Raw genomic sequence first — 26068 nt, 5'->3', positions numbered from 1 at the left:
CGCCGTCAGGCCCGGGTCCGGTTCCGCGGCCGCCGACGGCGCGCGAAGAACCGCTCCACCCGTCGCCACCGGTTCGGCGTCTTCTCCGGGTCCATGACCTCGGACTCACCCAGGGCCCGGTCGGCGGGGCCGAGCTCCGGGGGCTCGAAGGGGACCAGCGAGCGGCCGGTGGGCCGGCGCAGCCGTTCGATGCCCCGCACCAGGGAACCGGCGTCGGTGATCGCGGTGGCGACCTCCTGCGGGGTGCAGCCGAGGTGCTCGGCGAGCAGCCTGTCGCGGAAGCCGCCGATCGTGGCGGCGAGGCGGTCGGCCCCCGGCTCCCCCTCCACCGCCTCGATCGCCAGGTCGCACTCGGTGTCCAGCCCCATCGACCGGTTGTTGACGTTGCTGGAGCCGATCCGCAGCAGGCGGTCGTCGACGACGGTCACCTTGGCGTGCACGTAGATGTGCGCGCGCTGCTCCGTCACCGGCGTGTACAGCCGGAAGCGGTCGTGGACGTCGGCCTCGCGGAGGAGCTCCAGCACGACGGCGCGCGCGGTGCCCATCGCCTTCTCCGAGAGCCACCCGTCGGCCGTCCAGGGGTTCACCACGACGACGTCCGGGCCGTCGGGTTCGCGCAAGCGCTCGGCGACCGCCTCGGCGATGCGCCGGCTGGCGAAGTACTGGCTCTCGATGTAGAGCGAGCGCCGGGCCGCGGCGATCACGGCCAGCCACAGCAGCTCCACCTCGTGCACCAGTGACGTCCCACCGTGTTCCGGCCGCGTGCGGGAGATCGCGACGTCCACGTCGGTGAACAGCGGCTCGATCTCCTCGGGCCACCGGTCCCGCCCGCCGGGGACGGGCTCCAGCCGCTCCCCGGTCCCGCTCTCCCACCGCTCGCGGGCGAGCTCGGCGACGGCCTCCGCGGCCGGCCCGGTCATGATGCTGGTCGCGTCGTGCCACGGCCCGGTCGGCCGCCCCGGGACGCGACCGTTGGCGGGCCGGCACCGGTGGACGTTGTCGTCGGCGTGGTCGGAGGTGTCCCAGCGGTCGGCGGTGACGTCGATGCCGCCGGCGAAGGCCAGCGAGTCGTCGATCACCACGATCTTCTGGTGGTGGGCCCCGCCCACCGGGTGGTGGGTGTCGACGGCGAACGTGAGGCGGTCGGGGGTGCTCCGGTCCAGCAGCACGATGGGTTTCAGGCCGCGGCCGAGCGCGCGCAGCATGCCGAGGTCCCACTGGAGGACGCCGATCTCCAGGTCCGGGTTGGCCGCCACCGCCTGCTCGAGGACGGCGCCCAGCCGGTCGTCCTCCGGCCGCCCGCCGCCGAGCGGGTCCAGCCGGATGCGCGGGTCGAAGTCCCACCCGATGAACAGCACCCGGCGCTCGGCGCGCAGCACCGCGCGCTTGAGGGTGGCGAAGTAGTCGGCCGCGTCGACGAAGATGGCGAAGCTGGTGGCCCGCTCGATGCGCCAGCAGGTCTCGCCGGGGATCAGCAGCGGCGCGCCCGGCCGCGGCCGCCCGTCGGTCCCGTGCGGCTCGGGGAGCCTGATCCCGGGATCGGTGCTCGCCTCTCCGCCGCCCATCACACGCGCAGTGTGCCCGCCTCGGCGCGGGTCACCAAGACCCCACGCGCACCCGGCCGCACGAACGGGTGGTCAGCGGCGGGCGAGGAGGGCCATGCCGGCCGCGCAGCCCCACCCGGTCACGACCACCGGCGTCTCCAGCGGGTCGGCGCCGCCCGGGCGGACCCGCGCCCGGACGCACCGCTCGGTGGCGTACCCGACCGTCATCCCGGCGCCGACCCACCGCAGCACCCAGCGCGCGCGGTCGTCCGGGCCGCGGAGCAGCCGGAGCACCGCCCACGTCTGCATCGCCACCAGGTACGAGGGCGCGCTGAAGGCCGTGCCGAACCACCACCAGTCCCGGCCGACGTGCTCGGGGCTGCCCGTCATCAGCGGGACGTCGAAGTGCCGGCGCCGCCGCAGGGCCAGCACGTGGCCGGCGAGCTGCGCGGCGAGCTGGACGGAGGAGACCACCACGAGCGTCGACCGGCGCGCCATGCTGCCGCACTGTAGGGCCGTTCCCCCCGTCGTGGCGGCGGTCGCGCGGCGCGACCGGCGCCCCGGCCCGAGACCGTTGCTCCGCCCCGTCGTGCAGCGGCCCGGCGTTGTCGGCCTTCCAGTGCTCGAAGTCCTTGACCAGGCCCCGGGCCGCCGTGGCGCGCCCGGTCACCATCTCGTCCGCGTACGGCAGGCCGAGCTCGCCGCCGAGCACGGAGAGGGTCGCCTCGGGGTCCTGCACGAGGCCGTCGTAGCCGACGACGGAGTGCCGCTCCCGGCCCCGGTGACGGTCGGTGGGGGCGACGCACTCCGCCCACTGGTCGACGGCGGTGTCCACGGTGCAGGTCGTGCCCCAGCCCGCCGCGGCGGCGCACAGGCCGGCGACGACGTCGACGCCGTCCCGCACGATGCGCACCACCCGCGCATCGGGCACCCGTTGCTCGATGAGGTCGAGGGCGTAGATGTTCGCCGGCGTCTTCTCGACCCAGGCGGACGCCGCACCGTAGCCCCGCACCGTCGGCAGCGCGGGCCGCCGGCGACGGGGAGAGCCGGCGACGTCGTCGAGCCGCTGGGCCGTCCCGCTCGCCGCCAGCCCCACCGCGTGCCGGAGACCGCGCGGTGGCCGCAGCTGGTGGAAGAAGTGGGTCTTCGGGAAGGAGTGGACCTGCGGGTGCGCCGCCAGGAACGACTGCAGCGACGTGGTGCCCGACCGCGGGCAGCCCACGACGAAGATCCGGCGCACCGCACCTCCCGGATGCGTGCCGACCCCGCGGGCGGGTGGTCGGCGAGCCGTCGACGGCCCCGACCTATCCAGGTCCACCGGCCGGCCCCGGGCGACGCCGGCAGCACTCATCCCGCCGGGCCGGCTCCCGGGACGAAGATGCGCAGCAGCTCGTCGACCTCGTGACCGGCGGTCGCGGGGTGCCGGAAGTGCTGGTGCGGCCTCAGCTCGTAGTGCGTCCTCCGGCCGCGCCGGGTCCGGGTCAGGTAACCCGCCTCCTCGAGGTCCCGCAGGATGGCCAGCACGCCCCGGGAGCTGATGCCCACGGTCGCCGCCACCTCCTCCACCCGCGCGTCGGGGTCCGCCGCGACGGCGAGGAGGACGTGCCCGTGGTTGGTGAGGAAGGTCCAGGGCCGACGCCCCGGAGAATCCGCGCTGGTGCTCATCGCATGAAGTGTGCTTCACTCTTGTCGCGGAGGGGAGTACCCCCCCAGCACCTCGTCGTCAGTACGGGTCCCCGTGGGCTCCCGGCGAGGTGGGCTCCGGCAGGAGCCGGGAGAGACCTCCGGTTGGTTCACCGACCGGAGGAGAACGCTCGTGGACGTCCCCCTGTGGCTCTGGGCCGCCGTGCTCGGCCTCGTGCTCGCGATGCTCGCCGTCGACCTGTTCGCCCACCGCCGCGCCCACGTCATCGGCGTCCGGGAGGCGGCGGCCTGGTCGGCCGTGTGGGTCGCCATCGGCGTCGGCTTCGGCGCCTGGGTGTGGTGGTCCTACGGGGCCGAGCTCGGGCAGCAGTACTACGCCGGCTACCTGATCGAGAAGTCGCTGGCCGTGGACAACGTCTTCGTCTGGGCCATCCTCTTCACCTACTTCGCCGTCCCCCGGGAGTACCAGCACCGGGTGCTCTTCCTCGGCGTGCTCGGGGCGCTGGTCTTCCGCGGCCTGTTCATCGCCGGCGGCTCGGTGCTGATCGCCAGCTTCGGCTGGGTGCTCTACCTGTTCGCCGCGTTCCTGCTCTTCACCGGCTACCGGATGCTCCGGCAGCGGAACGAGCACCTGGACCCCGCGACGTCGCGGACGCTGCGGCTCTTCCGCCGCTGGGTGCCGATGACCGACGTCTACCACGGTCAGCGTTTCCTCGTCCGCCGCGGCGGACGGCTGCTGGCCACCCCGCTGCTGGCCGTCCTGGTGCTCGTCGAGGTCACCGACGTCGTCTTCGCCGTCGACTCGATCCCGGCGATCTTCGCGGTCACCGACGAGCCGTTCCTCGTCTTCACGGCCAACGCCTTCGCCATCCTCGGGCTGCGGGCCATGTACTTCCTGCTCGCCGACCTGATCCACCGCTTCGTGTACCTCAAGACCGGGCTGGCCCTGGTGCTCGTGTGGGTCGGCATCAAGATGCTGCTGAAGATCGATGTCTTCTACATCCCCACCACGATCAGCCTGGCCGTCGTGGCGACGATCATCGGTACCTCGATCTGGCTCAGCCTCCGCGCCACCCGCGGCCAGGGGCGGCAGGCACTGCCGGCGCCGGCCGTCCCGCCGTTCGCGGTCGCGACGCCGGAGGAGGACGCCGCGCTGGAGCCGGTGTGGCGCCGCCGCCGCACCTCCGCCGCGGCGGAGCAGGAGCGCACCGACGAGTCGCTGCGCACCTGACCCGGCGGCCGGGAACGCCGTCAGCGCAGCAGGGAGGCGAGGGCGGCATCGGAGGCGGCGAGCGCCGCGCGGTCATGGGTCGAGCCGCTCGCGAGCAGCTCGTCGGCGCCGGTGCGCTCGGCGAGCTGCTCGAGGCGGCGGCGCACGGTCGCCGGCCGGCCGGCGGTCACGGCGGCGAGCCCCTGCTCCACCCGGCGCGCGTCCAGGTCGTCCCACCGACGGTCCCGGATGGCCGCCACCGGCTCCAGCGCGTCGAACACGCCCGTGCGCCGGGAACGGGCCATCGCCCAGACCTCGGGCAACGCCAGCTCGCGGGCCTCGTCGTCGGTGTCGGCGACCAGGACGTCCAGCGAGACGGTGACGTGCGGGCGGCTGCCACGGTGCGGGCGGAAATCGCGCCGGTAGCCCGCCAGCACGCCGCCGAGCTCGGGCCGGTCCAGCACCGGGCCGCCGAGCACGAGCGGGAGCCCGAGCCCGGCGGCGACGCCGGCCCCCGTCGCCGTGGCCAGGACGGACAGCGGGACCGGCTCCTCGACGACGGGGCGGGCGGTCACCCCGGCCGTCCGCTCCAGGTACCCCCGGAGCTCGCCGACGTCGGAGGCGAACGCGTCGGGCTCCTCGCCCGTGCGGCGGAGGGCCCGGCGCACGGGCGCGGTGAAACCGAGGGAGCGGCCCACCCCGAGGTCGACCCGACCGGGGTGGAGCGCGGCCAGCACCAGGAACTGCTCCGCCACCACGAGGGGCTGGTGGTTGGGCAGCATCACCCCGCCCGACCCCAGCCGGATCGTCCCCGTGTGCGCACCGACGGCCGCCAGGAGCACCGCGGGCGCGCCCGACGCGATGCCCGGCACCCCGTGGTGCTCCGCCACCCAGAACCGGTCGTAGCCCAGCCGTTCCGCCGCGACCGCCCGCTCCACCGTGTGCCGCAGGGCCACCGCCTCGGGGTGACCGGCGCGGGTGCGGGAGCGGTCGAGCAGCGAGAGCCTCACGCGGGGGTGCAACCGGGCGCCGACCGCCCGGCTTCCGGCTGGCCCCGTGCCGCGTCCTCGGCCGCGGACGTCGTGGACACCCAGGTGTCGATCGTCTCCCACCACCGGTAGAGCCAGTCGACCTGCTCGGCCGGGTCGCGCGGGACCTCGGCGGCGGGCACGAACCACCAGCGCAGGTGCAGGGTCTTGTCCATGGGCAGACCGCGCCAGACGTCGCGGGGCGTGTTCAGGTGCTCGAGCCCGGTGTGGGCCACGAACACCACGTCGGCGTGCGGCGCGGCGCCCAGGGCCGCGGCCACCCCGGCGGGGCGGGGCGGCAGCACGTGCCGCATCTCCTCCGCGCGGCGCACCGCCGCCAGGAGGCCCCGGTCGCGGAGCCGCTGGATGGCCCGGGTGCGCCGCCGGGTGGTGAAGTTCGCCCCCTCCGGGAAGATGAGCAGCGCGTCCTCCTCCCCCAGGTCGCGGGCCAGGTCGGCGATCGCCTCCTCCGAGCTGTACCCGTCCGCGGGCCCCGACGGGAGGAAGTGATTGGGCAGCCGGTTGAGGTAGACGTCGATCATCGGGTCCAGCTGCAGCACGTCCTTGAGCACGATCCGCGGCCGGCGCAGGTGGTCGCGGTCCATCAGCGTGTGCACCAGCAGGAACGAGTCGCCGGGGCCGGCGTGCCGGGAGAGCACGACCATGGCGTTGGTCGAGCCGGGGAGCCCGTCGTCCAGCGGCGACCACGAGGCTCCGTCGGTGACCAGCCGGAGGGCGAAGAGCCGCTGGGCGGCCCGCATCAGCGCGTCCAGCAGCAGCCGCAGCACCGTGTAGTGGGCCGCGCGGGATCTCGGCGAGGTCAGCCGGCGACCGAATCCGCTGAGCACCCACAGCGCCCCCGCCGCGACCAGCCCGGCCACCTGCAGCGCGAGGTAGAGCAGCGCGAAGCAGAGCAGCCGGAGACCGCGCCAGTGCCCCGGCAGCCACACGGAGACGACGGCCGCCACCAGGACCAGCACGGGCAGCAGCAGGACCGCGGCCACGAGCGCCACGACCAGCAGGGGGCCGGTGAACCGGCGCACCCGCCGCGGGGGCAGCACGTCAGCCCGCCCCGGCGCCGGAGCGCCCCAGGTAGTCCCGCGCCGCCCTGTGCGCCGGTCGATCCGGTCGGGGACGCCGGAGAAATCGCGGTAGCGCAGGTCCCCGGCTCCCGGCGCAGGGGCACCGCCCGAGGGCAGCACGTGCACCGCCACCCCCGCCGGCAGCGCGGCCAGATCGGCCGCGAACCGGTGCCGGCGGGCGATCTCGAAGGCCACGAGCCCGACCTCCCACGGGCGGGACGGCGGGCGCAGCGGCCGGTCGATCCGGCCGACGTGCATCACGTAGATCGTCTCGGCCCCGAGGGCGACCGCCCGGCCGACCGGGATGCTGTGCACCAGGCCGCCGTCGAGGTAGTGCTGGCCGTCGATCTCGACCGCGGGCAGCAGCCCGGGGACGGCGCACGACGCGAGGACCGCCTCGACCAGGGGGCCGTCGGTGAACCAGTGCTCGGCGGCCCGCTCGATGCTCGAGGCGACGCACTGGAAGGGGATGCGGAGCTCGGCGAAGGTCCGCACCGGGAGGTGGGCCTCCAGCAGGTCGCGGAGCGGCTCGCGCGGGTGCAGGTGCGTGCGGGTGCGCACCAGGGTGCCGAGCCGGGCGAGCACCGAGCCCGCGAACACCCCGCGCTCGGCCAGGTCCTCCCACACCGCGCGCAGCCGGCCCACCGCGTCCGGGGCCGGGTCGGCGGCCACGAGCGCGCCGTTGATCGCCCCCACCGACGTCCCCACCACCAGGTCGGGCCGGATGCCGGCCTCGGCCAGGGCCTGCAGCATGCCCACCTCGGCCGCGCCCAGCACCCCGCCGCCCCCGAGGACGAACGCCGTCCTGCCCTGCCCGGCCGCGGCCCCCGGCGATGCCATGCCGGCATCGTGTCACCCGGGCGCGGGCCGGGCAGGGCAGGCGGGCCGCGGGCGGCTGCCGCCATCGGGGATCATCGGCCCCCCGGTAGTCCGCGGGACCGTCACCCGGAGGAGATCGCGAGCCAGCATGCAGCAGACGTCGTCCACCACACCCCCGGACGCGGCGGAGCCGGGGACCAACTGGGCCGGCAACGTCGCCTACCGGGCGGCGCGGCTGCACCGGCCCGCGAGCCTCGCCGAGCTGCAGGCCCTCGTGGCCGGCAGCGACCGGGTCAAGGTCCTGGGCTCCCGGCACTGCTTCAACGACATCGCCGACACCACCGCCGACCTGGTCTCCCTCGACCGGCTGCCCGGCGAGGTCGAGGTGGAGCGCCGCCCCGACGGCGCGGGCCTCGCCTGGATCCCCGGCGGCGCCCGCTACAGCGAGGTGGTGCCGCGCATCGCCGAGCAGGGGTTCGCGCTGCACAACCTCGCCTCCCTGCCGCACATCACCGTCGCGGGCGCCACGGCCACCGGCACCCACGGGTCGGGCAACCGGAACGGGTCGCTGAGCACCGCCGTGGCGGCGCTCGAGCTCGTACGTGGCGACGGCGAGCTGGAGACGCTGACGCACGGGGACCCCGACTTCGCCGGCGCCGTCGTGCACCTGGGCGCGCTCGGCGTGGTGACCCGGATCGGCTTGCGGGTCCAGCCGGCGTTCCAGGTGCGCACCGACGTCTACGTCGGGCTGACCTGGGAGCGGCTGTTCGCCGACTTCGACGCCGTCGCCGATGCCGCCTACAGCGTCAGCGTGTTCACCGACTGGCGGGAGGTGACCCAGGTGTGGGTGAAGGCGCGCCCCGACGAGCACGAGGTCGCGCCGGAGGAGTTCTTCGGCGCGCGGGCCGCGACGGAGCCCACCCACATGCTGCCGGGCACGCCGGTCGAGATCCTCACCGCCCAGCTGGGCCTCCCCGGGGAGTGGCACGAACGGCTGCCGCACTTCCGCACCGGCTTCACCCCCAGCAGCGGCGAGGAGCTGCAGACGGAGTACTTCGTGCCGCGGCGGCACGGGCGGGCGGCCTGCGACGCGCTGCGCTCCCTCGCGTCCCGCATCGCCCCGCTGCTCCAGGTCAGCGAGCTGCGCACCGTGGCGGCGGACGACCTCTGGCTGAGCCCGGCGTACGGCGGGGACGTCCTGGCGCTGCACTTCACCTGGCTGCCCGAGGAGGCCCGGGTGCGCGCGCTCCTGCCCGAGATCGAGGCGGCGCTGCGCCCGTACGGGGCGCGACCGCACTGGGGCAAGGTGTTCACCACCGGCGCCGAGGAGCTCGCCGCGCTGTACCCGCGGATGCCGGAGTTCCGCGCGCTCGTCCGGCGGCTGGACCCGCGCGGGGCCTTCCGCAACGACTACCTCGACCGGACCGTCGACGCCTTCACCTGACCGGCGCCGTCAGCCGGTGGCGCGGACCCGTGCGACGCCGAGGTGTTGGGCGGCGGCCTCGGCCACCAGAACGGCGTCGACGGCCACCGTCACCACCGTGGCGCCCTCCGCGGCGAAGCCGGCCGCCTCCTCGCCGCTGCGGGCGTGCACCCCCACGGGCACGCCCGCGGCCCGCGCGCGGGCGATGATCGAGGAGAGCACCGAGCCGAGCTCGGTCCGGTGGGCGTCCCCGGTCAGCTCCAGGGAGAGCGCGAGGTCGGCGGGGCCGACGTACAGCCCGTCCAGGCCCTCGACGCCGAGGACCGCGTCCAGGTCGTCGAGCATGGACGCCGTCTCCACCATCGGGACCACCAGCGGCTCGTCGGCCCCGCCGGAGAGCCGGCCGATCGACCGCCCACCGGCGGGTGCGTACCGGCAGGCGGCGACGATCTCGCGGGCGTGGCCGGCGTCGCGGACGTTGGGCACGATCACACCGCGGGCGCCGAGGTCCAGCGGCCGCCCGATGTCGGGGAACAGGGAGCTGCGGGTGCGGACCAACGGCACCGAGCCCGCGGCCGTGATGGCCGCGCAGGTGCCGGGGAGGTCCGCCTCGGCCGTCGCCCCGTGCTGGAGGTCGACGACCACGTAGTCGGCGCCGGTGCGCGCGAGCAGCTCACCGGTCACCACCCCGGGCAGCACGCTCCACAGCCCGTGGCAGGGCCGACCCTCCGACCACCGCCGCCGCAGCTCCGCCTCGCTGCCCGCCATCCCGGCCCTCCCTCGTCGTCGACCAGCCCGATGCCGCCCCGCCGATCCTGCGCGCAGGGTGCCGCGCCCGCGACCGAGAGGTGTGCGGTGCGCATGCTCAGGCCGCGCCCACGTCGACCCGGACGGCCTCGATGCGGCCGGCGCGTGGCCCGGGGCGCCAGCTCGGCGCGGTGCAGACGAACAGGGTGCGACCGTCGTCCCCGCCCAGCGCGCAGGCGTAGGAGAGCGAGCCGCTGCCCACCGCGACCCGGGCGGTCACCTCGCCGCCGTCGCGCACCCGGAGCACCTCCGGGGTTCGGGCGGTGGCCGCCCACACCTGCCCCTCGGCGTCCAGGCAGATGCCGTCGGGGGCGATGCCGGGCAGCTCGGCGAACACCCGCCGGCCGGACAGCGACCCGTCCGCCGCGACGTCGAACGCGGTGAGCCGCGCCCCGTAGGTCTCCGCGACGACGAGCGTGCGGCCGTCGGGGCTCAGCACCATCCCGTTGGGGAAGACGAGGCCCGCCGCGGCGACGGAGACCGAGCCGTCGGGGTCCACGCGGACGAGGTCGGCCGGCTCCGGCTCCGCGCCCGCCTCGAGGTCGAAGCCGAAGCTGCTGACGTAGGCGCGCCCCGCCGCGTCGACGACCAGGTCATTGGCCCGGAACCGCGTCGCGCCGGCGAGGTCGGCGTGCACGCCGGTGCCGCCGTCGGCCACCCGCAGCAGGGCCCGCCGGACCATGGAGACGACGAGCAGGTCGCCGCCGGGCAGCCAGCCGAGCCCCGAGGGGCTGTCGTCGAGCTCCAGCACCACCGCGGGGCCCCCGTCGGCGGGCATCCGGCGCACCACGCGGTCGTGGAAGTCGGAGAACCACAGCCGGCCGTCGTGCCAGCGCGGCCCTTCCGGGAAGCCCAGGTCGTCGGCGAGCACGGTCGTCGTCGGAGCGGTCACCGGCGGACCGTAGCGCGAGCGGCCCCGCGTCAGGCGGGCGGCGCGGGCGCCTCTCCGGCACCGCGCGGCAGCCGGCCCATCAGGAAGAACTCGGGGTTGGGCGTGATCGCCGCGAAGTGCGCCAGCCGGTTGGAGAGCGCGAAGAACGACGTGATCATGCCGACGTCCCAGACGTCGTCCTGGGTCAGGCCGTGGTCGGCGAGGGCGCCCAGCTCCTCGGCGGTGACCGAGGCCGGGTCGGCCGCCAGGCGGGTGGCGACCGCGAGCACGGCGCGCATCCGCGGGGACAGCGGTGCCTTGCGCCAGTCCACGGCGACGTGGTCGGCGATGTGGGGGTCCTTGGTGCGGATGCGTGCCACGGCGCCGTGCGCGACGACGCAGTACAGGCAGTCGTTGCCGGCGCTGGTGGCGACGACGATCAGCTCGCGGTCGGCCTTGGACAGGCCCGGGGTGTCCTTGTCCATGAGCGCGTCGTGCATCGCGAAGAACGCCCGCGCCTCGTCCGGCCGCCAGGCCAGCGCCGCGAAGACGTTGGGCAGGAAGCCGGACCTCTCCTGGACCTCCGCGTAGCGCTCGGCGAGGTCGGGGGGCAGCTCGCCGGCGGGCCGGAGCGGGAAGCGGCTGATCGGCATCTCGGTCATCGGCCCACCCTGGCAGCGCGCGCCGTCGGCGTCATCCACCGGGAGTCGCCGTGACGGCGGCGACCACCGCCGGGTACGCCGCCTCGGCGGCCGACCGCAGCTCCGCGTCGGTGCGGTCCTGCACCGGGTGCGGGACGAGCACGCACGGCGCGGGGAACCCCAGAGCCGTGCCCTGCGCGCGGGCGGCCTCGGCGAAGGCCTCGCTGGCGAGGAACACCCCGACGACGCCGCGACGCTCGAGGTCGGCGATGTCGTGCACACTGCACGACGTGCAGGAGCCCTAATCGGCGAGCGCCTCGATGACCACCTCGCACTGCTCGGCGATCTCGTGCCGCAGGTCCACCGGCGCGGTGCGGGCGAAGGTCGGCTTGCGGTAGCGCCGCACGAGCGCGCCGTCCGCGGCGAGCAGCTCCGCGAGCCGGTCGAGGACGACGTCGCCGCGCGCCTTGCTGATGTCGAGCAGCGCCACGCTGCGGCCGCGCAGCGAGGCCGGCCGGGGCAGCAGCTCCCGGGCGGACGCCTGCCGTTCGCCGGTCGGGTCCAGGACGGTCCTCATGCGCGCACCTCTCTCGTCACCGGGGCGCTCCCGGTCTCGCCGGCCACCCAGCCGCCCACGATCGCGCTGAACAGCCCGGCGTCGCCGCCGGCGTGCGCCACCAGCAGACCACCGGGCCGGAACTTCGGCAGATCGGCCCCGGCCAGCCGGGCGGGCACCCCCTCGGCCATGCCACCGGCCCCGCGCACCAGCTCGTCGCCGGGCAGGGTGAGCAGCTCGTCGAGCTCGGCCAGCAGGCGGGCGCGGTCCCAACCGGCCTCGCGGAACACCCGGCCGTGCTCCGGCGAGACGACGAGCATCGCGTCGAACGCCATGGGGAGCTTGGGGTGGGCGTTGACCCGGAGGCAAGCGGCGAAGGTGCGCGCCAGGGAGCGCGGGTCGCGGCTGAGCTGGTCGACGACCGGCTGCACACCCGATCCGGCGAAGACGGTCACCGCGTCACCGGCCACCCCGCGGTCGGCGGCGAGCGGGGCGAAGGGGCTGTCCTGCTCCCGCTCGGCGAAGCAGAAGGTGAACTTGCCGGGATTGCCCAGGGTCGCCCGGTCGACCTCGCCGGGGCGGCCGCCGCCGACGTTGCGCACCACGAGCTGCAGGGCCCGGCCGATCGTGGCGTTGGCCCGGTTGCCCTGCCCGAGCGCGTTGACCCCGCTGTTCATCCCGATCCGGCCGGCGACCGGGCCGTTGACCACCACGACGGGGCCGGAGAAGTACGTCGTCGCCAGCAGGCCGTGCAGGGCGAACTCCTCGGCGGCCGCCGCCTCCAGCGCGGCAAGGACCACCGGCAGGTGCTCGGGCAGGCACCCGGCCAGCACCGCGTTGACGGCCACCTTCTCCACGGTGCACTCGACGAGGTCCGGCGGCACGACGGCCACCACGTCCTGCGGGTCCCGCGTCGTGCCGCGCAGCATCCGCAGCACCCGCTCGGGCGTCGGCGGCACGACGGGGAGCCCGTCGGTCCAGCCCCGGTCGAACAGCGCCTCGTGCTCGTCCTCGAGCTCGGCGAGCTCGACCCGCCGGCTGGCCAGCCCGCTCCCGCCGAAGCGCGCCTCCAGCGCATCGACGCGGAACGGGTCCACCGACAGCGAGCCGCACCCCGGCCGGTGCTCGGGCAACCCCTCGCCGACGTCGGGCACGCCGGTCAGCTCCGCCCACTGCTCCTGGCTCCACCCGACGACCCGCGCGGTCTCGGCGCCGTCCACCACGCGGAGCAGCGTCGGCACGGTCTCGATGCCGAGCCGGTAGGAGAGCTCGAGCTCGGTGTCGTCGCCGTCGAACCAGCCGGCGTCGTCCTGGCACCAGACCGCGGCGCCGAGCCGCCGCAGCACCGGCTCGACCAGGACGCAGGTGGGGCAGTCACGCTTCACCACCGCCACGAGACCGTCCGGGAGCCGCACGCCGTGACCGTACCCACCCGGCCGGCCGGCCGTGACGGCGGTCACCCCGGGGCTCCCCAGCCCAGCAGGTCCAGCGCCTCCCGGGCGATCTCGGGCGGCAGCGCGTGCGGCCCGGGGAACTCCCGGTAGGTCACCTCGACCCCCTCCTCGCGCAGGGCCGGGACGATCCGCCGGCTGGTCCGGTCCACCGGCAGCACGTCGTCGCCGGTGCCGTGGCTGACGAACACCCGCGGCGGCCGGTGCCACGACGTCTCCGGGACGAACCCCGGCGAGAACGCCAGGACGGCGTCGAAGAGCTCCCCGTTGGCCAGTCCCAGGCCCAGCGCGTAGGAGGCGCCGTCGGAGAAGCCGGCGACGGCGATCCGCCCGCCGTCGACCGGCACCGTGCCGAAAGTCCGCCGGAGCGCCCGGTCGACGACCCGGAGATCTGGCCCGAAGCCACCGCGCACGGCGTCCCAGGTGGGGCCCCGGGAGCTCGGCGCCAGCAGGAGCAGGCCGCGCTCGTCGGCCTCGGCCTGCAGCAGCGCCAGCCCGCCCGCGGCGTCACCGCCGGCCCCGTGCAGTGTCAGGACCAGCGGCGCCGGCTCGCCGGCGGTGAGGCCCGGCGGCACGTGCAGCAGCGCGTCACCCTCCTCCCCGAGGTCCAGCGGATGGGTGCCGGGGCCCGGGAACGGCTCGGTGGGCTCTCCCGGACGGGCCGCGAGGGACGCCGCCGGGCGCTCGGCCGGCTCCGGCGTCGCTCCCTCCGGCCGGGCCCCGCAGCCCGGCGCCGCCCCGGCGAGGAGGGCGCCGGCGGCGCCCGCGAGGAACCACCGGCGGGTGCGCCGCGCTCCGGCCGAGCGGTCCTCCGCCACCGCACCAGCATGACGCCCCGCCGGCGGGGACGCCCGGTCCGGCGGGATGCGCGCGTCAGTCGACCCGGGGCCCGAACCTCATCAGGCGGACGGCCTCCGGCAGGGTGCGGAGCGCCGCCAGCAGGTCCGCGGGCAGCGGGGCGCCGACGTCGGTGACCGCGTACCCGTACTCCCCGCGCGTGGCCAGCACCTGGGCGTCGACGTTGAGCCCGTGCTCGCCGACGAGGGCGTCGACCCGCGCCAGGACGCCCGGCACGTTGCGGTGCAGCAGGGCGAAGCGGTCGGTCGAGGAGCTGTGCAGGACGACGGTGGGCAGGTTGACGCTCAGCGTCGTGGTGCCCGTGCCGGTGTAGTCGACGAGCTTGCCGGCCACGAACCGCCCGATGTCGTGCTGCGCCTCCTGGGTCGAGCCGCCGATGTGCGGGGTGAGGATGACGTTGGGCAGGCCGCGCAGCACCGAGGTGAACTCGTCGCCCTGCTCGCGGGGCTCGTGCGGGAAGACGTCGACCGCCGCCCCGGCGATGTGGCCGCTCAGGATGCTGTCGCGCAGCGCCTCGTGGTCCAGGACGAACCCGCGGGAGAGGTTGAGGAAGATGCTGCGCGGCCGCATGCGGGCGAACTGCTCGGCGCCGAACAGCCCCGCGTTCCCGGCCCGGCCGTCCACGTGCAGCGTGACGGTCTCCGCCCGCTCCAGCAGTTCCTCCAGGGAGTCGCAGCGCTGGGCGTTGCCGAGCGCCAGCTTGTCCTCGAGGTCGTAGAAGAGCACCCGCATGCCGAGCGCCTCGGCGAGCACCGACAGCTGGCTGCCGATGTTGCCGTAGCCGACGATGCCGAGGGTCCGCCCGCGGATCTCGTGGCTGCCCGCGGCCGACTTGTCCCAGGTGCCGGCGTGCAGCGATCGGTCGCGGTCGACCAGCCGCCGGGCCAGGATGATGATCTCGGCGATCGCCATCTCCACCACGCTGCGGGTGTTCGAGAACGGCGCGTTGAACACCGCCACACCCGCGGCCGCGGCCGCGGTCAGGTCGATCTGGTTGGTGCCGATGCAGAACGCGCCCACCGCCTGCAGGTCGGGACGGCTGCGCAGCACCTCCGCGGTCACCTGGGTCTTCGAACGGATGCCGAGCAGGTCCACACCGTCGAGCGCGGCGACCAGGTCGGCCTCGTCCAGCGCCCCGCGCAGCGACTCGACCTCGTAGCCCGCCGCACCGAGGATCTCGGTCGCGACCGGGTCGATGTTCTCCAGCAGCAGCGCTCTGGGCACGTCCAGACCTCCTCGACCGTGGGACCGCCGGCCCGGCGCGCCGGCGCGTCGCCGGGCGTGCGCGACGCGGACCAGTATCCCGTCGGCGCCGGGGCGCTCTGCGACGGGCTCCCCCGGGGGTCCCGCTGCGCCCGGAGCCGGGCGCTGGTCTACTTCGCGGACGGCCGCACGGGCGGCCGCGGAGACGGGAGGCGGCGCGACGTGTGGGCCCAGCGGCTGAGCGGACCGTTCACCTTCGAGCAGGTCGAGGTGCCCGCACCGCGCGCCGAGGACCTGGCCGAGGGCCAGGTGCTGATCGCCACGCGGGCGGGTGGGATCTGCGGCAGCGACCTGCCCTTCTTCAAGGGCGCGCCCTTCCTGTACGCCCCGAACCCGGCGGACCGGACGGCGACACCGGTTCCCGGCTTCCCCCTGCACGAGGTGGTCGGCGACGTGGTCGCCAGCCGGCACCCGGCCCACTCCGCGGGGGACCGGGTCGTCGGCTGGGCGTCCGCCTTCGACGGGATCGCCGAGCTGGTGGTCACCGACGGCAACGGGCTGGCCGGCTACGACACCTCGCTCCCCCCGACCACCGCCGTGATGCTGCAGCCGCTCGCCTGCGTCCTCTACGCCGCGGAGCAGCTCGGGGACCTGAGCGGGAAGTCGGTCGCCGTCATCGGGCAGGGCCCCATCGGCCTGCTCTTCAGCCACGTGCTCGGGCAGCGCGGCGCCCGCCGGGTCGTCGGCGTCGACCGGGTGGACCGCACCGCCGCGGCCGACGTCTTCGGGGTGCACGAGACCGTCACGGCCAGCGCGAGCCGGTGGGCGGCGACCCTCGCGGACGCCGACCGCCCGGCCGTCGTGGTCGAGGCCGTGGGCCACCAGGTGACGACGCTGCAGGACTGCCTGGCCGGCGTCGCGCCGGGTGGGGACGTCCTCTACTTCGGCATCCCCGACGACCCGGTGTACCCCATGGACATGATCACGTTCCTGCGGAAGAACCTGACGCTGCGCGCCGGTGTCACCCTCGAGCGGGCGCGGGTGCTGCGGGACGCGGGCGACTACCTCGCCGCCCACCCCCGGCTCCGCGACGTCTACGTCAGCGACGTCCACCCGGTCGACCGGGTCCAGGCAGCCTTCTCCGCGGCGATCCAGCCCCGGCCCGGCCAGTACAAGATCGTCCTCGACACGGCCTGACCGGGAGGACTTCCCGGCCGTGCGGGAATGCGCCCGATGACGACGGGAACTCCCGGGCGCGACCGTGGTCCGGTCCACGCACCGCCGAGGCCGGGGTACGCCGCCCGGCTCGCGGGCCACCTCCCGCCCCCACGAGGTCGACCATGCCCGTCTCCACGTCCGCACGCACCCCGCTCGCCGCCGCCGCCGGTTTCGCCGCGCTCGCCGTCGCCGGCAACGCCCTGCAGGGCGCCACCCCGGCGCCGCACGCGGAGCCCGAGGAGGTGCTGCGCTTCTACGCCGCGGCACCGGACCGGATCGCCGTCGCGATGACGCTCTCCCTGATCGCCCTGGTCCCGCTCGCCTGCTTCCTCGCAGCGCTCGTCCGCGCGCTCGACGACGCCGCGTCCGGGGATCCGTGGCCCGCCCGGGTGGCGGCCCTCGGCGGCGCCGCGGCGACCGGCCTGCTCGCCGGCGGGTTCGCCCTCGTCTCCGCCGGGGCCCTGCGGGCGGGGAGCCCCGCCGGCCTGGCACCGGAGTCCGCCGTCGTCTTCTACGACGGCGGGCTGGCGCTGTCGGGGCTGGCCGCTCCGGTGGGGCTCACCGTGCTGCTGGCCGGCACGGCGGTGGCCGTCCTCCGCACGGCGGCGTTCCCCCGGTGGTTCGGCTGGACGTGCGCGGCTCTCGCGACGGTCGGCCTCGTGACCCCGCTGTCCTTCCTGCTGACGCTCGCCTTCCCCCTGTGGGTCCTCGTGGCGGCCGCCGTCCTCCCCCGGCGCTCCGTGGCGGAGGAAGGCACCCGGCTCGGCCGGTAGCGACGGCGACCCGCCGCGACCGGGGACCTCCCGCACGGGGCACCGGAGCCGCACCATGACCGCCATGGGACGGGCAGGCGCCGCCGGGCTGTGGCTCGCGTCGTCGGCCGCCGTGGCCTCGGCAGCCGGGGCCGCCGCCGTCGCGCACGGCAACGCCCTCCCGCAAGCCGGCGCCCGATGGGCGGACGCCGTCGTCGTCCTGCTGTTCGTCGTCGCCGGTGCGGTGGTGCTGGTGCACCGCCCGGGCCACCGGATCGGGCTCGTCCTGTGGGCCGGCGGTGCCCTGTGGGGCCTGTCCTCCCTGCCCCTGGAGGTGGCGGTCGCCCGACTGGTCGGGGGCGCCGACCAGCCGGGGTGGGCCGTGGTCGCGGTGCTGGCGCTGGCGGTGCGGGGGGCCGGGTGGATCACGATCGTCGTCCTGCTCCCGCTGCTCTTCCCGGACGGACGGCTGCCGTCGGCACGCTGGCGCCCCGCGGCCGTCCTGGCGCTCTGCTCGCTCGCGCTCTTCACGGGCGCGGTGCTCACCGCCCCCGAACCGCTCGACTACCGCCTGGCCGGGATGCGCAACCCGCTCGGGCTCCCCCTCGACTGGCGACCTGCCGTGGACCTCCTGCCGCTGACCGGCCTCGCGCTGGTGGCGGTGAGCGCGCTGGTCGGGCTGTGCGCGGTCGCCGTGCGCCGGCGCAGGGGGAGCCCGCTCGTGCGGCAGCAGGTCGGCGCCCTGCTGGTGGCCGCCGCCGTCTCCCTGGTCGTCGGCCTCTGGATCGTGGTCGACCAGAGCCGCGGCGCGATGGCCTTCCCCCTCGCGGTCGCGGCACTCCCCGTCGCCGTCGGCGTGGCGGTCCTGCAGCACGACCTCTACGACCTGCGCCTCGCGGCCAACCGCACGCTCGTCTACGGGGTGCTCACGGCGGGGGTCGTCGCCGTGTACGTCGTGGTGGTCGGCGGGGTCGGCGCGGTGCTCCGCTCCGGTGACCCCGGATGGGCGCCGGTCGTCGCCGCGGCCGTCGTCGCGGTGGCCTTCCAGCCGGTCCGGGAGCGCGTGCAGCGGGCGGTGAACCGGCTGACCCTGGGCGTGTGAGACGAACCGGTGGAGGTCGCCCGGCGCCTCGGTGACCGGCTGGCCGACGCCGCGGCGCCGGAGCACACGCTCCCGGCGGTGGTCGACGCGCTCGCCGAGTCGCTGCGGCTGCCGTACGTGGCCGTCCTGGGCGCCGACGGCGCCGTCCTGGCGTCCCGTGGCCGCCCCGGGCCGCCCGAGCAGCAGGTCCCGCTGGTGCACGAGCGGGTCGAGGTCGGCGCCCTGCGGCTGGCCGGCGTCCGGAGGAGCGCCACCACGGTCCCGGTGCTGACGGCGCTGGCGCACCAGCTGGCGCCGGTCGTGCGGGCACTGGAGCTGTCCCACCAGCTCCAGGCGTCCCGCGAGCGGCTGGTCCTCTCCCGCGAGGAGGAGCGGCGCCGCCTGCGCCGCGACCTCCACGACGGGCTCGGTCCGGCGCTCGCCGGGCTGACGCTGCGGGTGGACACCGCACGCAACACCGTGGGCGGCGACCCGGCCGTCGACCGGGCGCTGCTCGAGCTGCGCGACGACGTCCAGGAGGCGGTCGCCGACGTGCGCCGGGTGGTGGAGGACCTCCGCCCGGCCGCGCTCGACGACCTGGGGTTGCCCGGCGCGCTGCACGCCCTCGCCCGGCGGATGAGCAGCAGCCGCCTCCCCGTCGTCGTCGAGGGCTGCCCCACCGTGCCCGCGCTCCCCGCCGCGACCGAGGTGGCCGCCTACCGGATCGCCCAGGAGGCGGTGACCAACGCGGTCCGGCACGCCGGGCCGTGGGCCACGTGCGTGCGGGTGCTGCTCCGCGCGGAGGCCGGGCGGAGCCTGCTGGTATCGGTCGAGGACGACGGGCGCGGCCGGGCCGCGGCGCCCGCCCCGGGCCGCCCGGGCAACGGGCTCTCGACCATGCGGGAGTGGGCGGAGGAGCTGGGCGGCGAGCTGGTCGTCACCGACCGCGTCGGCGGCGGCACGGTGGTCGTCGCCGCGCTGCCGACGGGCGCCCCGACCGGAGGCCCCCGGTGAGCGGCCCGATCGGCATCGTCCTCGTCGACGACCACCCGATGTTCCGGCGGGGGCTGCGCGGACTGCTCGAGTCGGTCGCGGACACCGAGGTCCTCGGCGAGGCGGGCACCGGCGAGGACGCCGTCCGGCTGGCGACCGTGCACCGGCCGGACGTCGTGCTCATGGACCTGAACCTGCCGGGGATGTCCGGTGCCGCGGCGACCCAGCTCGTGCTGCGCGCGAGTCCCTCGACGGCCGTGCTGGTGATCACGATGGTCGAGGACGACGACGCGATCGTCGCCGCCCTCGATGCGGGGGCACGCGGCTACGTGCTCAAGGGGGCTGGCCAGGAGGAGCTCCTGGCGGCGGTGCGGGCGGTGCACCACGGCTCCGCCGTCTTCGGGCGGTCGCTGGCCCCGCGGCTCCTCGCCCGGCTCAGCGAGGTGCGGGAGGTCGCGCCGCCCGCGGCGCCCGGGCTCAGCGACCGCGAGAACGAGGTCCTCCGGTTGATGGCCGAGGGCCTCGACAACGCGGGCATCGCCCGGCGGCTCGGGCTGTCGGTCAAGACGGTGCAGAACCACGTCTCCCGCCTGCTCACCAAGCTCGAGGCCCGCAGCCGGGTCGAGGCGGTGCTGCGGTTCCGGGGCGGCGCCTGACCCGGCGGCGCGGCCGGTCAGCCGTCCGCGCGCGGCTCGCCCGGCTCGGCGCGCGACCGGGCGGCGAGCCACCGCTGCCACTCCGAGCGGTCGCTGGCCCCGGGCGCCGCCGAGAGCGCCACCACCGCGAGGACAGCCAGGACGGCGGCCACCAGCACGACGGTGGCCACGACCTCCCACTGGAACAGCAGGGCGACGGTCATGCTGCCGGGGGCCGGCGCGGGGCTGGGCGGTGCCATGGGCCACGGTGTGCCCGGGCGCTGCCCGCGGTGAACCCCTCGCCTGGTCCGGCTCACCCGTGCGGGGGACGTCACCCGGGGCGACACCGGCCGGGGGGCGCGACCGGAGCGGGTGGGGCACCCCACCCGGCCGGGTGACGGGCCCGCTCCTCGGCGCGCGGCCGTCCCGTTCCGGCACCTAGCGTCGGCACGACGGGTGCCCCAGGGGCACGGGAGGAGGCACGCCGGATGAGCGCTGCGACCCAGCAGGAGAGCGCGGCCGAGGTCATCGACGTCGCGCCGCGCACGCCGCCGAACGTCTCCGGCGACCTGCCCACGATGTTCCGGGCGGCGCCGATGTTCGGCCGGGCACTGGCCGGCTACGACCGCTTCCAGGTCGACACCTACGTGCAGTGGGCCGAGGACGAGCTGGCCACGGCGGACCGGGAGCGGGAGCACCTGCTGGCCCGGTGCCTGCAGACCCAGACCGCCCTCGACGAGGCCCGGCAGCTGCTCGACCACTCCGCCGGCGGCGGTGAGCTGCTGCGGCTGTCCGACCGCATCGGGCAGCTGCTGGCCGCCGCGGCCGACCAGGCCCAGGGCATGACGGCCGAGGCCGAGCAGCTGCGCGCGGCGGCCCGGACCGAGGCCGAGCAGCTCCGGGCCCGCGCCGCCCGCGAGCTGGCCGGCGCACGGGACCGGGCGCGGGAGACGATCGCCGCCGCCGTGGCGCAGGCGGAGATGGTGCTCGCCGTCGCGGGCCGGACCCTGGACGCGGCCGAGCGGATCCGTGAGGAGGCCACCGCCGAGGCGGAGCGGCGCGCAGCGGAGGCGCAGGAGGTGGAGCAGCGCGCCGCGGAGCGGGCCGCCCGGCTCGGGGAGCAGGCGGCGGCCGAGGTCGCCGCGGCCCGGCTGGCCGGCCGGGCGGAGGTGCTCCGGCTGCTGGCCACCGGCCGGGACGAGCGGTGCCGCGCGGACGCCGAGGCCGCGGCGCTGCGGGACCACCTCGACCGGCAGGCCGCCGACCGCCGCGCCGCGCTGCTCGAGGAGGTGGCGTCGCTCGACCGCCGGCGGGCGGAGCTCGACGCGCAGGTCGAGCGGGCGGCCGGCGCGGTGCCGCCGTCGGAGGAGGTGCGGCCCGCGACGTCGGGGCTGCGCCTCCTCGGCCGGGCACCGCGTCGCACCCGGCGACCACCGGCCGCCAGCGCCTAGCCTCGGAGCGTGGCCTTCACCGTCCCCGACGCGCACCTGCTGGCGCTCGCGGCGCACGAGGGCCAGGTGGACCGGGACGGCCACGACCACTACCTCGCCCACCTGCGGCCGCTCGCCGAGATGCTCCGGCCCTACGGCCCCGAGGCGGAGATGGCCGGCGTGCTGCGGGACGTGGTGGCCCTGACCCGGGACCACCCGGATCCCGCGCGGCGCTACGACGTCGCCCGGCTCCGGGTTCTCGCGGTCCCCGAGGTGGTGGTGGCCGCCGTCGACGCGGTCACCCCGCGCCCCGGCGAGCCCTACATGGGTGGCTCGATCCGCCGCGCCGCCGCCGATCCCCTGGGCCGGCTGGTCATGCTCGCGGACAACTCCCTCGACCTCGCCGCCAGCGAGGAGCTCGCCGGAACCGACCCGGACAAGGCCCGCACCCTGCGCGAGGGCCGGTACCGCCCGGCCCGCCGGATCCTGCTCGCCGCGGAGGCGGCGGACCGGATCCACGGCCGCCGCGTCCTCGTCTGAACCGGGCTCAGCCGCCTGCCGGCACCGGCGGTTCCGGCCGGAAGGTGGCCAGCGCGGTGGCCAGCATGGCGTAGTAGCCGACCAGCCACACCAGCGCCGCCAGCGCTTCGGCCCCCAGGACCGAGGTGGCCCGGGCGTAGCCGTCGTCGTCGAGCTCACCGTCGTCGAGCAGCCGCCACGTCGTCGCGACGACGACCTCGTCCACCGCGTCCAGTCCCTCGGGGACCCGGCCGTCCAGCAGGGCCTGCAGCTGCGCCGTGGCGACGCCCGCTGCCCGGGCGGCCTGCTCGTGGGCCAGCCACTCGAAGTGCGACCGGCGCCGGGCGGCGACGGCGAGCACGGCCAGCTCCCGCGACCGCGGGCTCAGCAAGACGTCCTCGCGCAGCGCCGCCCCCACCGCCTGGACCGCCGATCCGATCCCCGGGGCCAGCAGCATGAGGGCGAAGGGCCCCAGCAGGCGGCCGTCGTCGTCGGTGAGCGGGACGACGGAGGACTGCGCCCGCCGGGGACCGGAGGTGATCTCGGCGTGCAGCCGGGCCCGCTCGCCCTCCAGCCGGGCCGGGTGCAGCAGCGGGACGCGTGCAGGGCCGCGCGGCCTCGGCCGGCCGGTCAGCTCGTCGGACATGAGCGGTCCCTTTCCTGGGCGATCGGGGCACCGAAGCGTAGGCCTGGCAGACGGCGGCCGACACGCCCTCGGCAAGTCCGAGCGGGCGCTGTCCGATGCGATCGCCGCGCTGGTTCGCGCTGACGCCGCCCAGCAAGCGCAGCATGACGCCGGCCGACCTCGCCGGGGCCACCGACCAGTCCGGGCGCCCCAGCGTGAGCACGGCGCCGACCTGGGGCGCCTCGTCGGAGAACTCGACCCCGGCCTTGACCCACGTGTCCGGGGCCGCCCGCAGCAGCAGCCCGGCCTGGTCGTCGTGCACGAACCCGTACGAGGTGTGCCGCCAGGCGTCGCTGCCCTCGACCGCGGTGACCAGCAGGTCAGTACGTCCTCGCGCACGGCGGCCGGCGGGGTCGTCCACGTGCCGGCGTCCCACGGCTGCAGCTGCAGCCCTCCGTCGGCCATACCGGCACGGCATCCGCGCTGCGGCGCCTCCCGGCAAGCGTGCCGCGACGGGCCCCGGGCATCCTGAGCCCGTGTTCGACTCGACGCACCGGCGGCTGAACCGGCTCACCGGCGAGTGGGTGCTCGTCTCACCGCACCGCACGGCTCGGCCGTGGCAGGGCCAGGTGGAGGACGCGCGGGTGCCCGATCTGCCCGCGTACGACCCGCAGTGCTACCTCTGCCCGGGCAACGAGCGCGCCGGAGGGCACCGCACCCCGTCCTACGACGCGACGTTCGTCTTCGACAACGACTTCGCCGCGCTGACCCCGGACGCCGCGCCCGCGGTGTCGGACCGGGACGGTCTGCTGGTCGCCGAGAGCGAGCGGGGCGTCTGCCGGGTGGTCTGCTACTCACCGCGGCACGACCTCCCGCTCGGGCGACTGCCGGTCGAGGAGGTCCGCGCGGTCGTGGACACCTGGGCCGACCAGTACACCGAGCTCGGCGGGCTCGACTGGGTGAGCTGGGTGCAGGTGTTCGAGAACCGCGGCGCGGCGATGGGTGCCAGCAACCCGCACCCGCACGGCCAGATCTGGGCGGAGGAGCGGCTGCCCACCGAGGCGGTCCGCGAGCTCGCCGCCCAGGACGCCGCCGCCGCGGCCGGGAGCTGCCTGCTGTGCGACTACCTGGCGGTCGAGGAGGCGGACGGGGAGCGCATCGTGTTCCGGGACGAGCACGTCACGGTGCTGGTGCCCTTCTGGGCGGTCTGGCCGTTCGAGACCCTGGTGCTGCCACGGGGCCACTGCGGCGCCGTGCCCGACCTCGACGGGGCCCGGCGGGACGCGCTGGCCGCCGCGCTCCGGCGGCTCTCCCGCCGGTACGACGCGCTGTTCGGCGTCCCGTTCCCCTACACGATGGGGCTGCACCAGCGCCCCACCGACGGCGGCACCCACCCGGGGTGGCACCTGCACGGGCACTTCTACCCGCCGCTGCTGCGCTCGGCCACGGTGCGGAAGTTCATGGTCGGCTACGAGATGCTGGCGCAGCCCCAGCGGGACATCACTCCGGAGACCGCGGCCGCGCGGCTGCGCGAGGCGTCGGCGTGACCGGGCTCCGCGCGGCCTTCGCCCGGACGGTCGGCGGGAACCCCGACCTCGTCGTCCGCTCGCCGGGCCGGGTGAACCTGATCGGCGAGCACACCGACTACAACGACGGGTTCGTGCTCCCGGCCGCGCTCGACCGCGGCACCGTCGTGGCGGCCCGCCGGCGCGCGGACGGCCGGCTGCGGACCACCGCCCTGCGCATGGGCGAGACCGACGAGCGCCCGCTGGCCGACCTGCGCCCGCACGAGGGGCCGGGCTGGTCGCGCTACGTGGCCGGGGCCGCCGCCGTGCTGCAGGACGAGGGGCACGACGTCCCCGGGGCCGATCTCGTCGTCGACAGCGACCTGCCGCTCGGGGCCGGGCTGTCGTCGTCGGCGTCCCTGGAGCTCGGCGTCCTGGTGGCGCTGCTCGCCCTGGCCGGGGAGCAGCTGCCGCCGCAGCGGCTGGCCCGCCTGGGGCAGCGGGTGGAGCACGAGGTCATCGGCGTGCGCAGCGGGATCATGGACCAGCTGGCCATCGCCTGCGGCGCCGCGGGTTCTGCGGTGCTGATCGACTGCCGCTCGCTGGCGGCCGAGACCGTCCCCGTCCCCGCCGGCACCGCGATCCTGGTCCTGGACAGCGCCGTCCCCCGCACCCTGGCCGGGTCGGCCTACAACGACCGCCGGGCGGAGTGCGAGGCCGCCGTCGCGGCGCTCCGCGCCATCGCACCCGGGCTGCGCGCGCTGCGCGACGTCTCCCCCGCCCTGCTCGCCGAGCACGCCCACCTGCTCGATGACGTGCAGCTGCGCCGGGCCCGGCACGTGGTGGGCGAGAACGACCGGGTGCTGGCCGGTGCCGCCGCACTGCGGCTCGGGGACGCGGCCGCGTTCGGCGAGCTGATGGGCCGCTCGCACGCCTCCCTGCGCGACGACTACGAGGTGAGCATCCCCGAGCTCGACACCCTGGTGGAGCTCGCCGAGGCCACGCCCGGCGTCCTCGGCGCCCGGCTGACCGGCGCCGGGTTCGGCGGCTGCGCCGTGGCGCTGGCCGACGCGGAGCAGGCCGCCGGGGCGGCCGCGGCCATCACGGCCGCCTACCGCTCGGCCACCGGGCGCGCCGGCGAGGCCACCGTCTGCGTCGCCTCGGACGGCGCCCGGGTGGTCTGGCCCCCGGGCTACTCGAAGTAGCGCCGCGGGGTGTCGACCAGCATCTGCCGGACCTGCTCCTCGGTCATCCCGCGCTCGCGGAGCATCGGCAGCACGTCCTTGCTGATGTGGGTGTAGTTCCAGTTCGGCGCGATCTGCTGCTTGGCCGCCTGCCCCTCGGCCCCCGGGAAGTAGTCGATGTAGCAGCTGGCGTCGTGGGCGAGGACCATCTTGCCGGCGTAGCCGCGCTCGGCCAGGGCGACGATCGTGTCGACCCGTGAGGACGTCGGGTTGTAGATGTCCAGGCCGAACCGGTCCATGCCCAGGAGGCAGCCGGCCTCGGCCAGCTCGCTCAGGTAGTCGAGGTCGTTGCTGTCGCCGGCGTGCCCGATGACGACCTTGGTCAGGTCGACGCCCTCCTCGCCGAACACCTGGACGGCGAGCCGGCCGGCGCCGGTGTGGGAGGAGGTGTGCACGGTGATCGGGGCGCCGGTCTCCCGGTGGGTCGCGGCGACGGCGCGGACGGTCCGCTCCACCCCGGGCGTGAGCCCCTTGGCCTCGATGACGCACTTGAGGAAGGCCGCCTTCACCCCGGTGTCCGCGATGCCGTCGCGGATGTCGCCCGTGAAGTCGTCGACCATCGGGTCGCGCGGCAGGTCCAGCAGCAATCCCGGGCCCCGGTGCTCGTACTGGTGCGGGATCTCGTCGTAGGTGTAGAGCCCGGTGGCCACGACGATGTTGACGTCGGTCTGCTCGGCGACCCGCTGGACCCGCGGGATGTAGCGCCCCAGCCCCCACACGGTCGGGTCCACGATCGTGTCGATGCCGAGCGCCTTGAGCTCGTTGAGCTGGCTCACCGCGTCGGCGACCCGCTCGTCCTCGTCCCACCAGTCGCCGGTGCCGTAGTTCTGCACGTGCTCGGTGGAGAGCACGAACACGTGCTCGTGCATGAGGGTCGCACCGAGGTCGGCGGTGTCGATCGGGCCACGGACGGTCTCGACGGTGGGCAC

Annotated in this window: 25 protein-coding genes and 3 pseudogenes; 11 read left to right on the top strand and 17 right to left on the bottom strand. The window is 76.2% G+C overall.

Going from position 1 to position 26068, the window contains the following annotated elements:
* Positions 1-5 precede the first annotated feature (5 nt).
* The 4 genes and pseudogenes from ACI794_RS16605 to ACI794_RS16590 form a co-directional block, all read right to left on the bottom strand.
* On the bottom strand, positions 6-1565 hold the full coding sequence (locus ACI794_RS16605; RefSeq protein ID WP_456603631.1) for a phospholipase D-like domain-containing protein: 1560 nt from the start codon (positions 1563-1565) through the stop codon (positions 6-8).
* 72 nt (positions 1566-1637) lie between these two features.
* A complete protein-coding gene (locus ACI794_RS16600) occupies positions 1638-2042 on the bottom strand; it encodes a hypothetical protein (protein WP_456582055.1) in 405 nt (134 codons plus the stop codon).
* A gap of 190 nt (positions 2043-2232) precedes the next feature.
* Positions 2233-2895: pseudogene (locus tag ACI794_RS16595) on the bottom strand (sulfotransferase family protein); the annotation flags it as partial.
* Positions 2892-3209 (bottom strand): winged helix-turn-helix domain-containing protein, encoded by a 318-nt coding sequence (locus ACI794_RS16590; RefSeq protein WP_456603632.1) that lies wholly within the window; start codon positions 3207-3209, stop codon positions 2892-2894. The gene ACI794_RS16590 and the pseudogene ACI794_RS16595, both read right to left, overlap by 4 nt.
* Positions 3210-3360: 151 nt before the next feature.
* Between ACI794_RS16590 and ACI794_RS16585 the strand changes: the two genes are divergently transcribed.
* Positions 3361-4419 carry a TerC family protein gene (locus tag ACI794_RS16585; protein WP_456603633.1) on the top strand — a complete coding sequence of 353 codons (1059 nt, stop codon included), beginning with the start codon at positions 3361-3363 and terminating at the stop codon, positions 4417-4419.
* 20 nt (positions 4420-4439) lie between these two features.
* On the opposite strand, the gene ACI794_RS16580 is transcribed toward ACI794_RS16585, so the two are convergent.
* The gene (locus ACI794_RS16580; RefSeq protein ID WP_456603634.1) at positions 4440-5408 is read right to left on the bottom strand and encodes an MsnO8 family LLM class oxidoreductase; all 969 of its coding nucleotides are present in this window, start codon (positions 5406-5408) and stop codon (positions 4440-4442) included.
* Positions 5405-7348: a patatin-like phospholipase family protein gene (locus tag ACI794_RS16575; RefSeq protein ID WP_456616899.1), complete on the bottom strand. Its 1944-nt coding sequence runs from the start codon at positions 7346-7348 to the stop codon at positions 5405-5407. The genes ACI794_RS16580 and ACI794_RS16575 overlap by 4 nt, the downstream gene beginning before the upstream one ends.
* Positions 7349-7475: 127 nt before the next feature.
* Here ACI794_RS16575 and ACI794_RS16570 point away from each other — a divergent pair, with 127 nt between their 5' ends.
* Positions 7476-8771, top strand: a complete 1296-nt coding sequence (locus tag ACI794_RS16570; RefSeq protein WP_456616898.1) for a D-arabinono-1,4-lactone oxidase — start codon at positions 7476-7478, stop codon at positions 8769-8771.
* A 9-nt stretch (positions 8772-8780) separates the two neighbouring features.
* Here ACI794_RS16570 and ACI794_RS16565 read toward each other — a convergent pair whose 3' ends face one another.
* From ACI794_RS16565 to serA, 7 genes and pseudogenes are all read right to left on the bottom strand, one after another.
* Positions 8781-9518 carry an HpcH/HpaI aldolase family protein gene (locus ACI794_RS16565; protein WP_456616897.1) on the bottom strand — a complete coding sequence of 246 codons (738 nt, stop codon included), beginning with the start codon at positions 9516-9518 and terminating at the stop codon, positions 8781-8783.
* A 97-nt stretch (positions 9519-9615) separates the two neighbouring features.
* Positions 9616-10449, bottom strand: a complete 834-nt coding sequence (locus tag ACI794_RS16560) for an SMP-30/gluconolactonase/LRE family protein (protein WP_456616896.1) — start codon at positions 10447-10449, stop codon at positions 9616-9618.
* A gap of 29 nt (positions 10450-10478) precedes the next feature.
* The gene (locus ACI794_RS16555; RefSeq protein WP_456603640.1) at positions 10479-11090 is read right to left on the bottom strand and encodes a peroxidase-related enzyme; all 612 of its coding nucleotides are present in this window, start codon (positions 11088-11090) and stop codon (positions 10479-10481) included.
* Positions 11091-11121: 31 nt separating this feature from the next.
* Positions 11122-11646 (bottom strand): annotated as a pseudogene (locus tag ACI794_RS16550) (UGSC family (seleno)protein).
* Positions 11643-13040, bottom strand: a complete 1398-nt coding sequence (locus ACI794_RS16545) for a thioredoxin family protein (RefSeq protein WP_456616895.1) — start codon at positions 13038-13040, stop codon at positions 11643-11645. The pseudogene ACI794_RS16550 and the gene ACI794_RS16545 overlap by 4 nt, the downstream one beginning before the upstream one ends.
* A 41-nt stretch (positions 13041-13081) precedes the next feature.
* The gene (locus ACI794_RS16540; protein ID WP_456616894.1) at positions 13082-13894 is read right to left on the bottom strand and encodes an alpha/beta hydrolase; all 813 of its coding nucleotides are present in this window, start codon (positions 13892-13894) and stop codon (positions 13082-13084) included.
* Between the two features lie 55 nt (positions 13895-13949).
* On the bottom strand, positions 13950-15158 hold the full coding sequence (gene serA / locus ACI794_RS16535) for a phosphoglycerate dehydrogenase (protein ID WP_456616893.1): 1209 nt from the start codon (positions 15156-15158) through the stop codon (positions 13950-13952).
* A gap of 57 nt (positions 15159-15215) precedes the next feature.
* Between serA and ACI794_RS16530 the strand changes: the two genes are divergently transcribed.
* The 5 genes from ACI794_RS16530 to ACI794_RS16510 all read left to right on the top strand — a co-directional run bounded on the left by ACI794_RS16530 (position 15216) and on the right by ACI794_RS16510 (position 19837).
* Positions 15216-16334 carry a zinc-binding dehydrogenase gene (locus ACI794_RS16530; RefSeq protein ID WP_456603644.1) on the top strand — a complete coding sequence of 373 codons (1119 nt, stop codon included), beginning with the start codon at positions 15216-15218 and terminating at the stop codon, positions 16332-16334.
* A 143-nt stretch (positions 16335-16477) separates the two neighbouring features.
* Positions 16478-17128, top strand: a complete 651-nt coding sequence (locus tag ACI794_RS16525; RefSeq protein ID WP_456616892.1) for a hypothetical protein — start codon at positions 16478-16480, stop codon at positions 17126-17128.
* Positions 17129-17192: 64 nt separating this feature from the next.
* Entirely contained in the window at positions 17193-18209 is a 1017-nt protein-coding gene (locus tag ACI794_RS16520; protein ID WP_456616891.1) for a hypothetical protein, read from the top strand.
* A gap of 9 nt (positions 18210-18218) precedes the next feature.
* Entirely contained in the window at positions 18219-19202 is a 984-nt protein-coding gene (locus ACI794_RS16515) for a sensor histidine kinase (RefSeq protein ID WP_456616890.1), read from the top strand.
* Positions 19199-19837, top strand: coding sequence for a response regulator (locus tag ACI794_RS16510; protein ID WP_456603647.1), 639 nt, complete (start codon positions 19199-19201; stop codon positions 19835-19837). The genes ACI794_RS16515 and ACI794_RS16510 overlap by 4 nt, the downstream gene beginning before the upstream one ends.
* Positions 19838-19854: 17 nt before the next feature.
* On the opposite strand, the gene ACI794_RS16505 is transcribed toward ACI794_RS16510, so the two are convergent.
* Positions 19855-20076, bottom strand: coding sequence for a hypothetical protein (locus ACI794_RS16505; protein WP_456582072.1), 222 nt, complete (start codon positions 20074-20076; stop codon positions 19855-19857).
* 228 nt (positions 20077-20304) lie between these two features.
* Between ACI794_RS16505 and ACI794_RS16500 the strand changes: the two genes are divergently transcribed.
* Both ACI794_RS16500 and ACI794_RS16495 read left to right on the top strand, forming a co-directional pair.
* Entirely contained in the window at positions 20305-21267 is a 963-nt protein-coding gene (locus tag ACI794_RS16500) for a hypothetical protein (protein WP_456603648.1), read from the top strand.
* Between the two features lie 9 nt (positions 21268-21276).
* Positions 21277-21786 carry a phosphohydrolase gene (locus ACI794_RS16495; protein ID WP_456616889.1) on the top strand — a complete coding sequence of 170 codons (510 nt, stop codon included), beginning with the start codon at positions 21277-21279 and terminating at the stop codon, positions 21784-21786.
* Between the two features lie 7 nt (positions 21787-21793).
* Here the strand turns inward: ACI794_RS16495 and ACI794_RS16490 are convergent, their stop codons facing one another.
* Both ACI794_RS16490 and ACI794_RS16485 read right to left on the bottom strand, forming a co-directional pair.
* Entirely contained in the window at positions 21794-22411 is a 618-nt protein-coding gene (locus ACI794_RS16490; protein ID WP_456616888.1) for a carboxymuconolactone decarboxylase family protein, read from the bottom strand.
* Positions 22412-22625: 214 nt separating this feature from the next.
* Positions 22626-22868 (bottom strand): annotated as a pseudogene (locus ACI794_RS16485) (hypothetical protein); the annotation flags it as partial.
* 58 nt (positions 22869-22926) lie between these two features.
* Here ACI794_RS16485 and ACI794_RS16480 point away from each other — a divergent pair.
* Both ACI794_RS16480 and galK read left to right on the top strand, forming a co-directional pair.
* Positions 22927-23937: a UDP-glucose--hexose-1-phosphate uridylyltransferase gene (locus ACI794_RS16480; RefSeq protein ID WP_456603651.1), complete on the top strand. Its 1011-nt coding sequence runs from the start codon at positions 22927-22929 to the stop codon at positions 23935-23937.
* Complete coding sequence (gene galK / locus ACI794_RS16475) at positions 23934-25100, top strand: galactokinase (protein ID WP_456603652.1); 1167 nt, start codon at positions 23934-23936, stop codon at positions 25098-25100. The genes ACI794_RS16480 and galK overlap by 4 nt, the downstream gene beginning before the upstream one ends.
* Here galK and ACI794_RS16470 read toward each other — a convergent pair.
* Positions 25088-26068 carry a phosphotriesterase family protein gene (locus ACI794_RS16470; RefSeq protein ID WP_456603653.1) on the bottom strand — a complete coding sequence of 327 codons (981 nt, stop codon included), beginning with the start codon at positions 26066-26068 and terminating at the stop codon, positions 25088-25090. The two genes, galK and ACI794_RS16470, sit on opposite strands and share 13 nt — an antisense overlap.

It is taken from the genome of Blastococcus sp. SYSU DS0541 (assembly GCF_054050875.1).
The sequence above is the reverse complement of the archived record's forward strand: the minus strand, read 5'-3'. Positions and strand labels throughout refer to the sequence as shown.

Bases quoted from the DNA above. Each gene is read 5' to 3' on its own strand.
- ACI794_RS16605 (WP_456603631.1), bottom strand. From the start codon at position 1,565: ATGGGCGGCGGAGAGGCGAGCACCGATCCCGGGATCAGGCTCCCCGAG.
- ACI794_RS16600 (WP_456582055.1), bottom strand. From the start codon at position 2,042: ATGGCGCGCCGGTCGACGCTCGTGGTGGTCTCCTCCGTCCAGCTCGCC.
- ACI794_RS16590 (WP_456603632.1), bottom strand. From the start codon at position 3,209: ATGAGCACCAGCGCGGATTCTCCGGGGCGTCGGCCCTGGACCTTCCTC.
- ACI794_RS16575 (WP_456616899.1), bottom strand. From the start codon at position 7,348: ATGGCATCGCCGGGGGCCGCGGCCGGGCAGGGCAGGACGGCGTTCGTC.
- ACI794_RS16570 (WP_456616898.1), top strand. From the start codon at position 7,476: ATGCAGCAGACGTCGTCCACCACACCCCCGGACGCGGCGGAGCCGGGG.
- ACI794_RS16565 (WP_456616897.1), bottom strand. From the start codon at position 9,518: ATGGCGGGCAGCGAGGCGGAGCTGCGGCGGCGGTGGTCGGAGGGTCGG.
- ACI794_RS16555 (WP_456603640.1), bottom strand. From the start codon at position 11,090: ATGACCGAGATGCCGATCAGCCGCTTCCCGCTCCGGCCCGCCGGCGAG.
- ACI794_RS16525 (WP_456616892.1), top strand. From the start codon at position 16,478: ATGCCCGTCTCCACGTCCGCACGCACCCCGCTCGCCGCCGCCGCCGGT.
- ACI794_RS16520 (WP_456616891.1), top strand. From the start codon at position 17,193: ATGGGACGGGCAGGCGCCGCCGGGCTGTGGCTCGCGTCGTCGGCCGCC.
- ACI794_RS16505 (WP_456582072.1), bottom strand. From the start codon at position 20,076: ATGGCACCGCCCAGCCCCGCGCCGGCCCCCGGCAGCATGACCGTCGCC.
- ACI794_RS16500 (WP_456603648.1), top strand. From the start codon at position 20,305: ATGAGCGCTGCGACCCAGCAGGAGAGCGCGGCCGAGGTCATCGACGTC.
- ACI794_RS16490 (WP_456616888.1), bottom strand. From the start codon at position 22,411: ATGTCCGACGAGCTGACCGGCCGGCCGAGGCCGCGCGGCCCTGCACGC.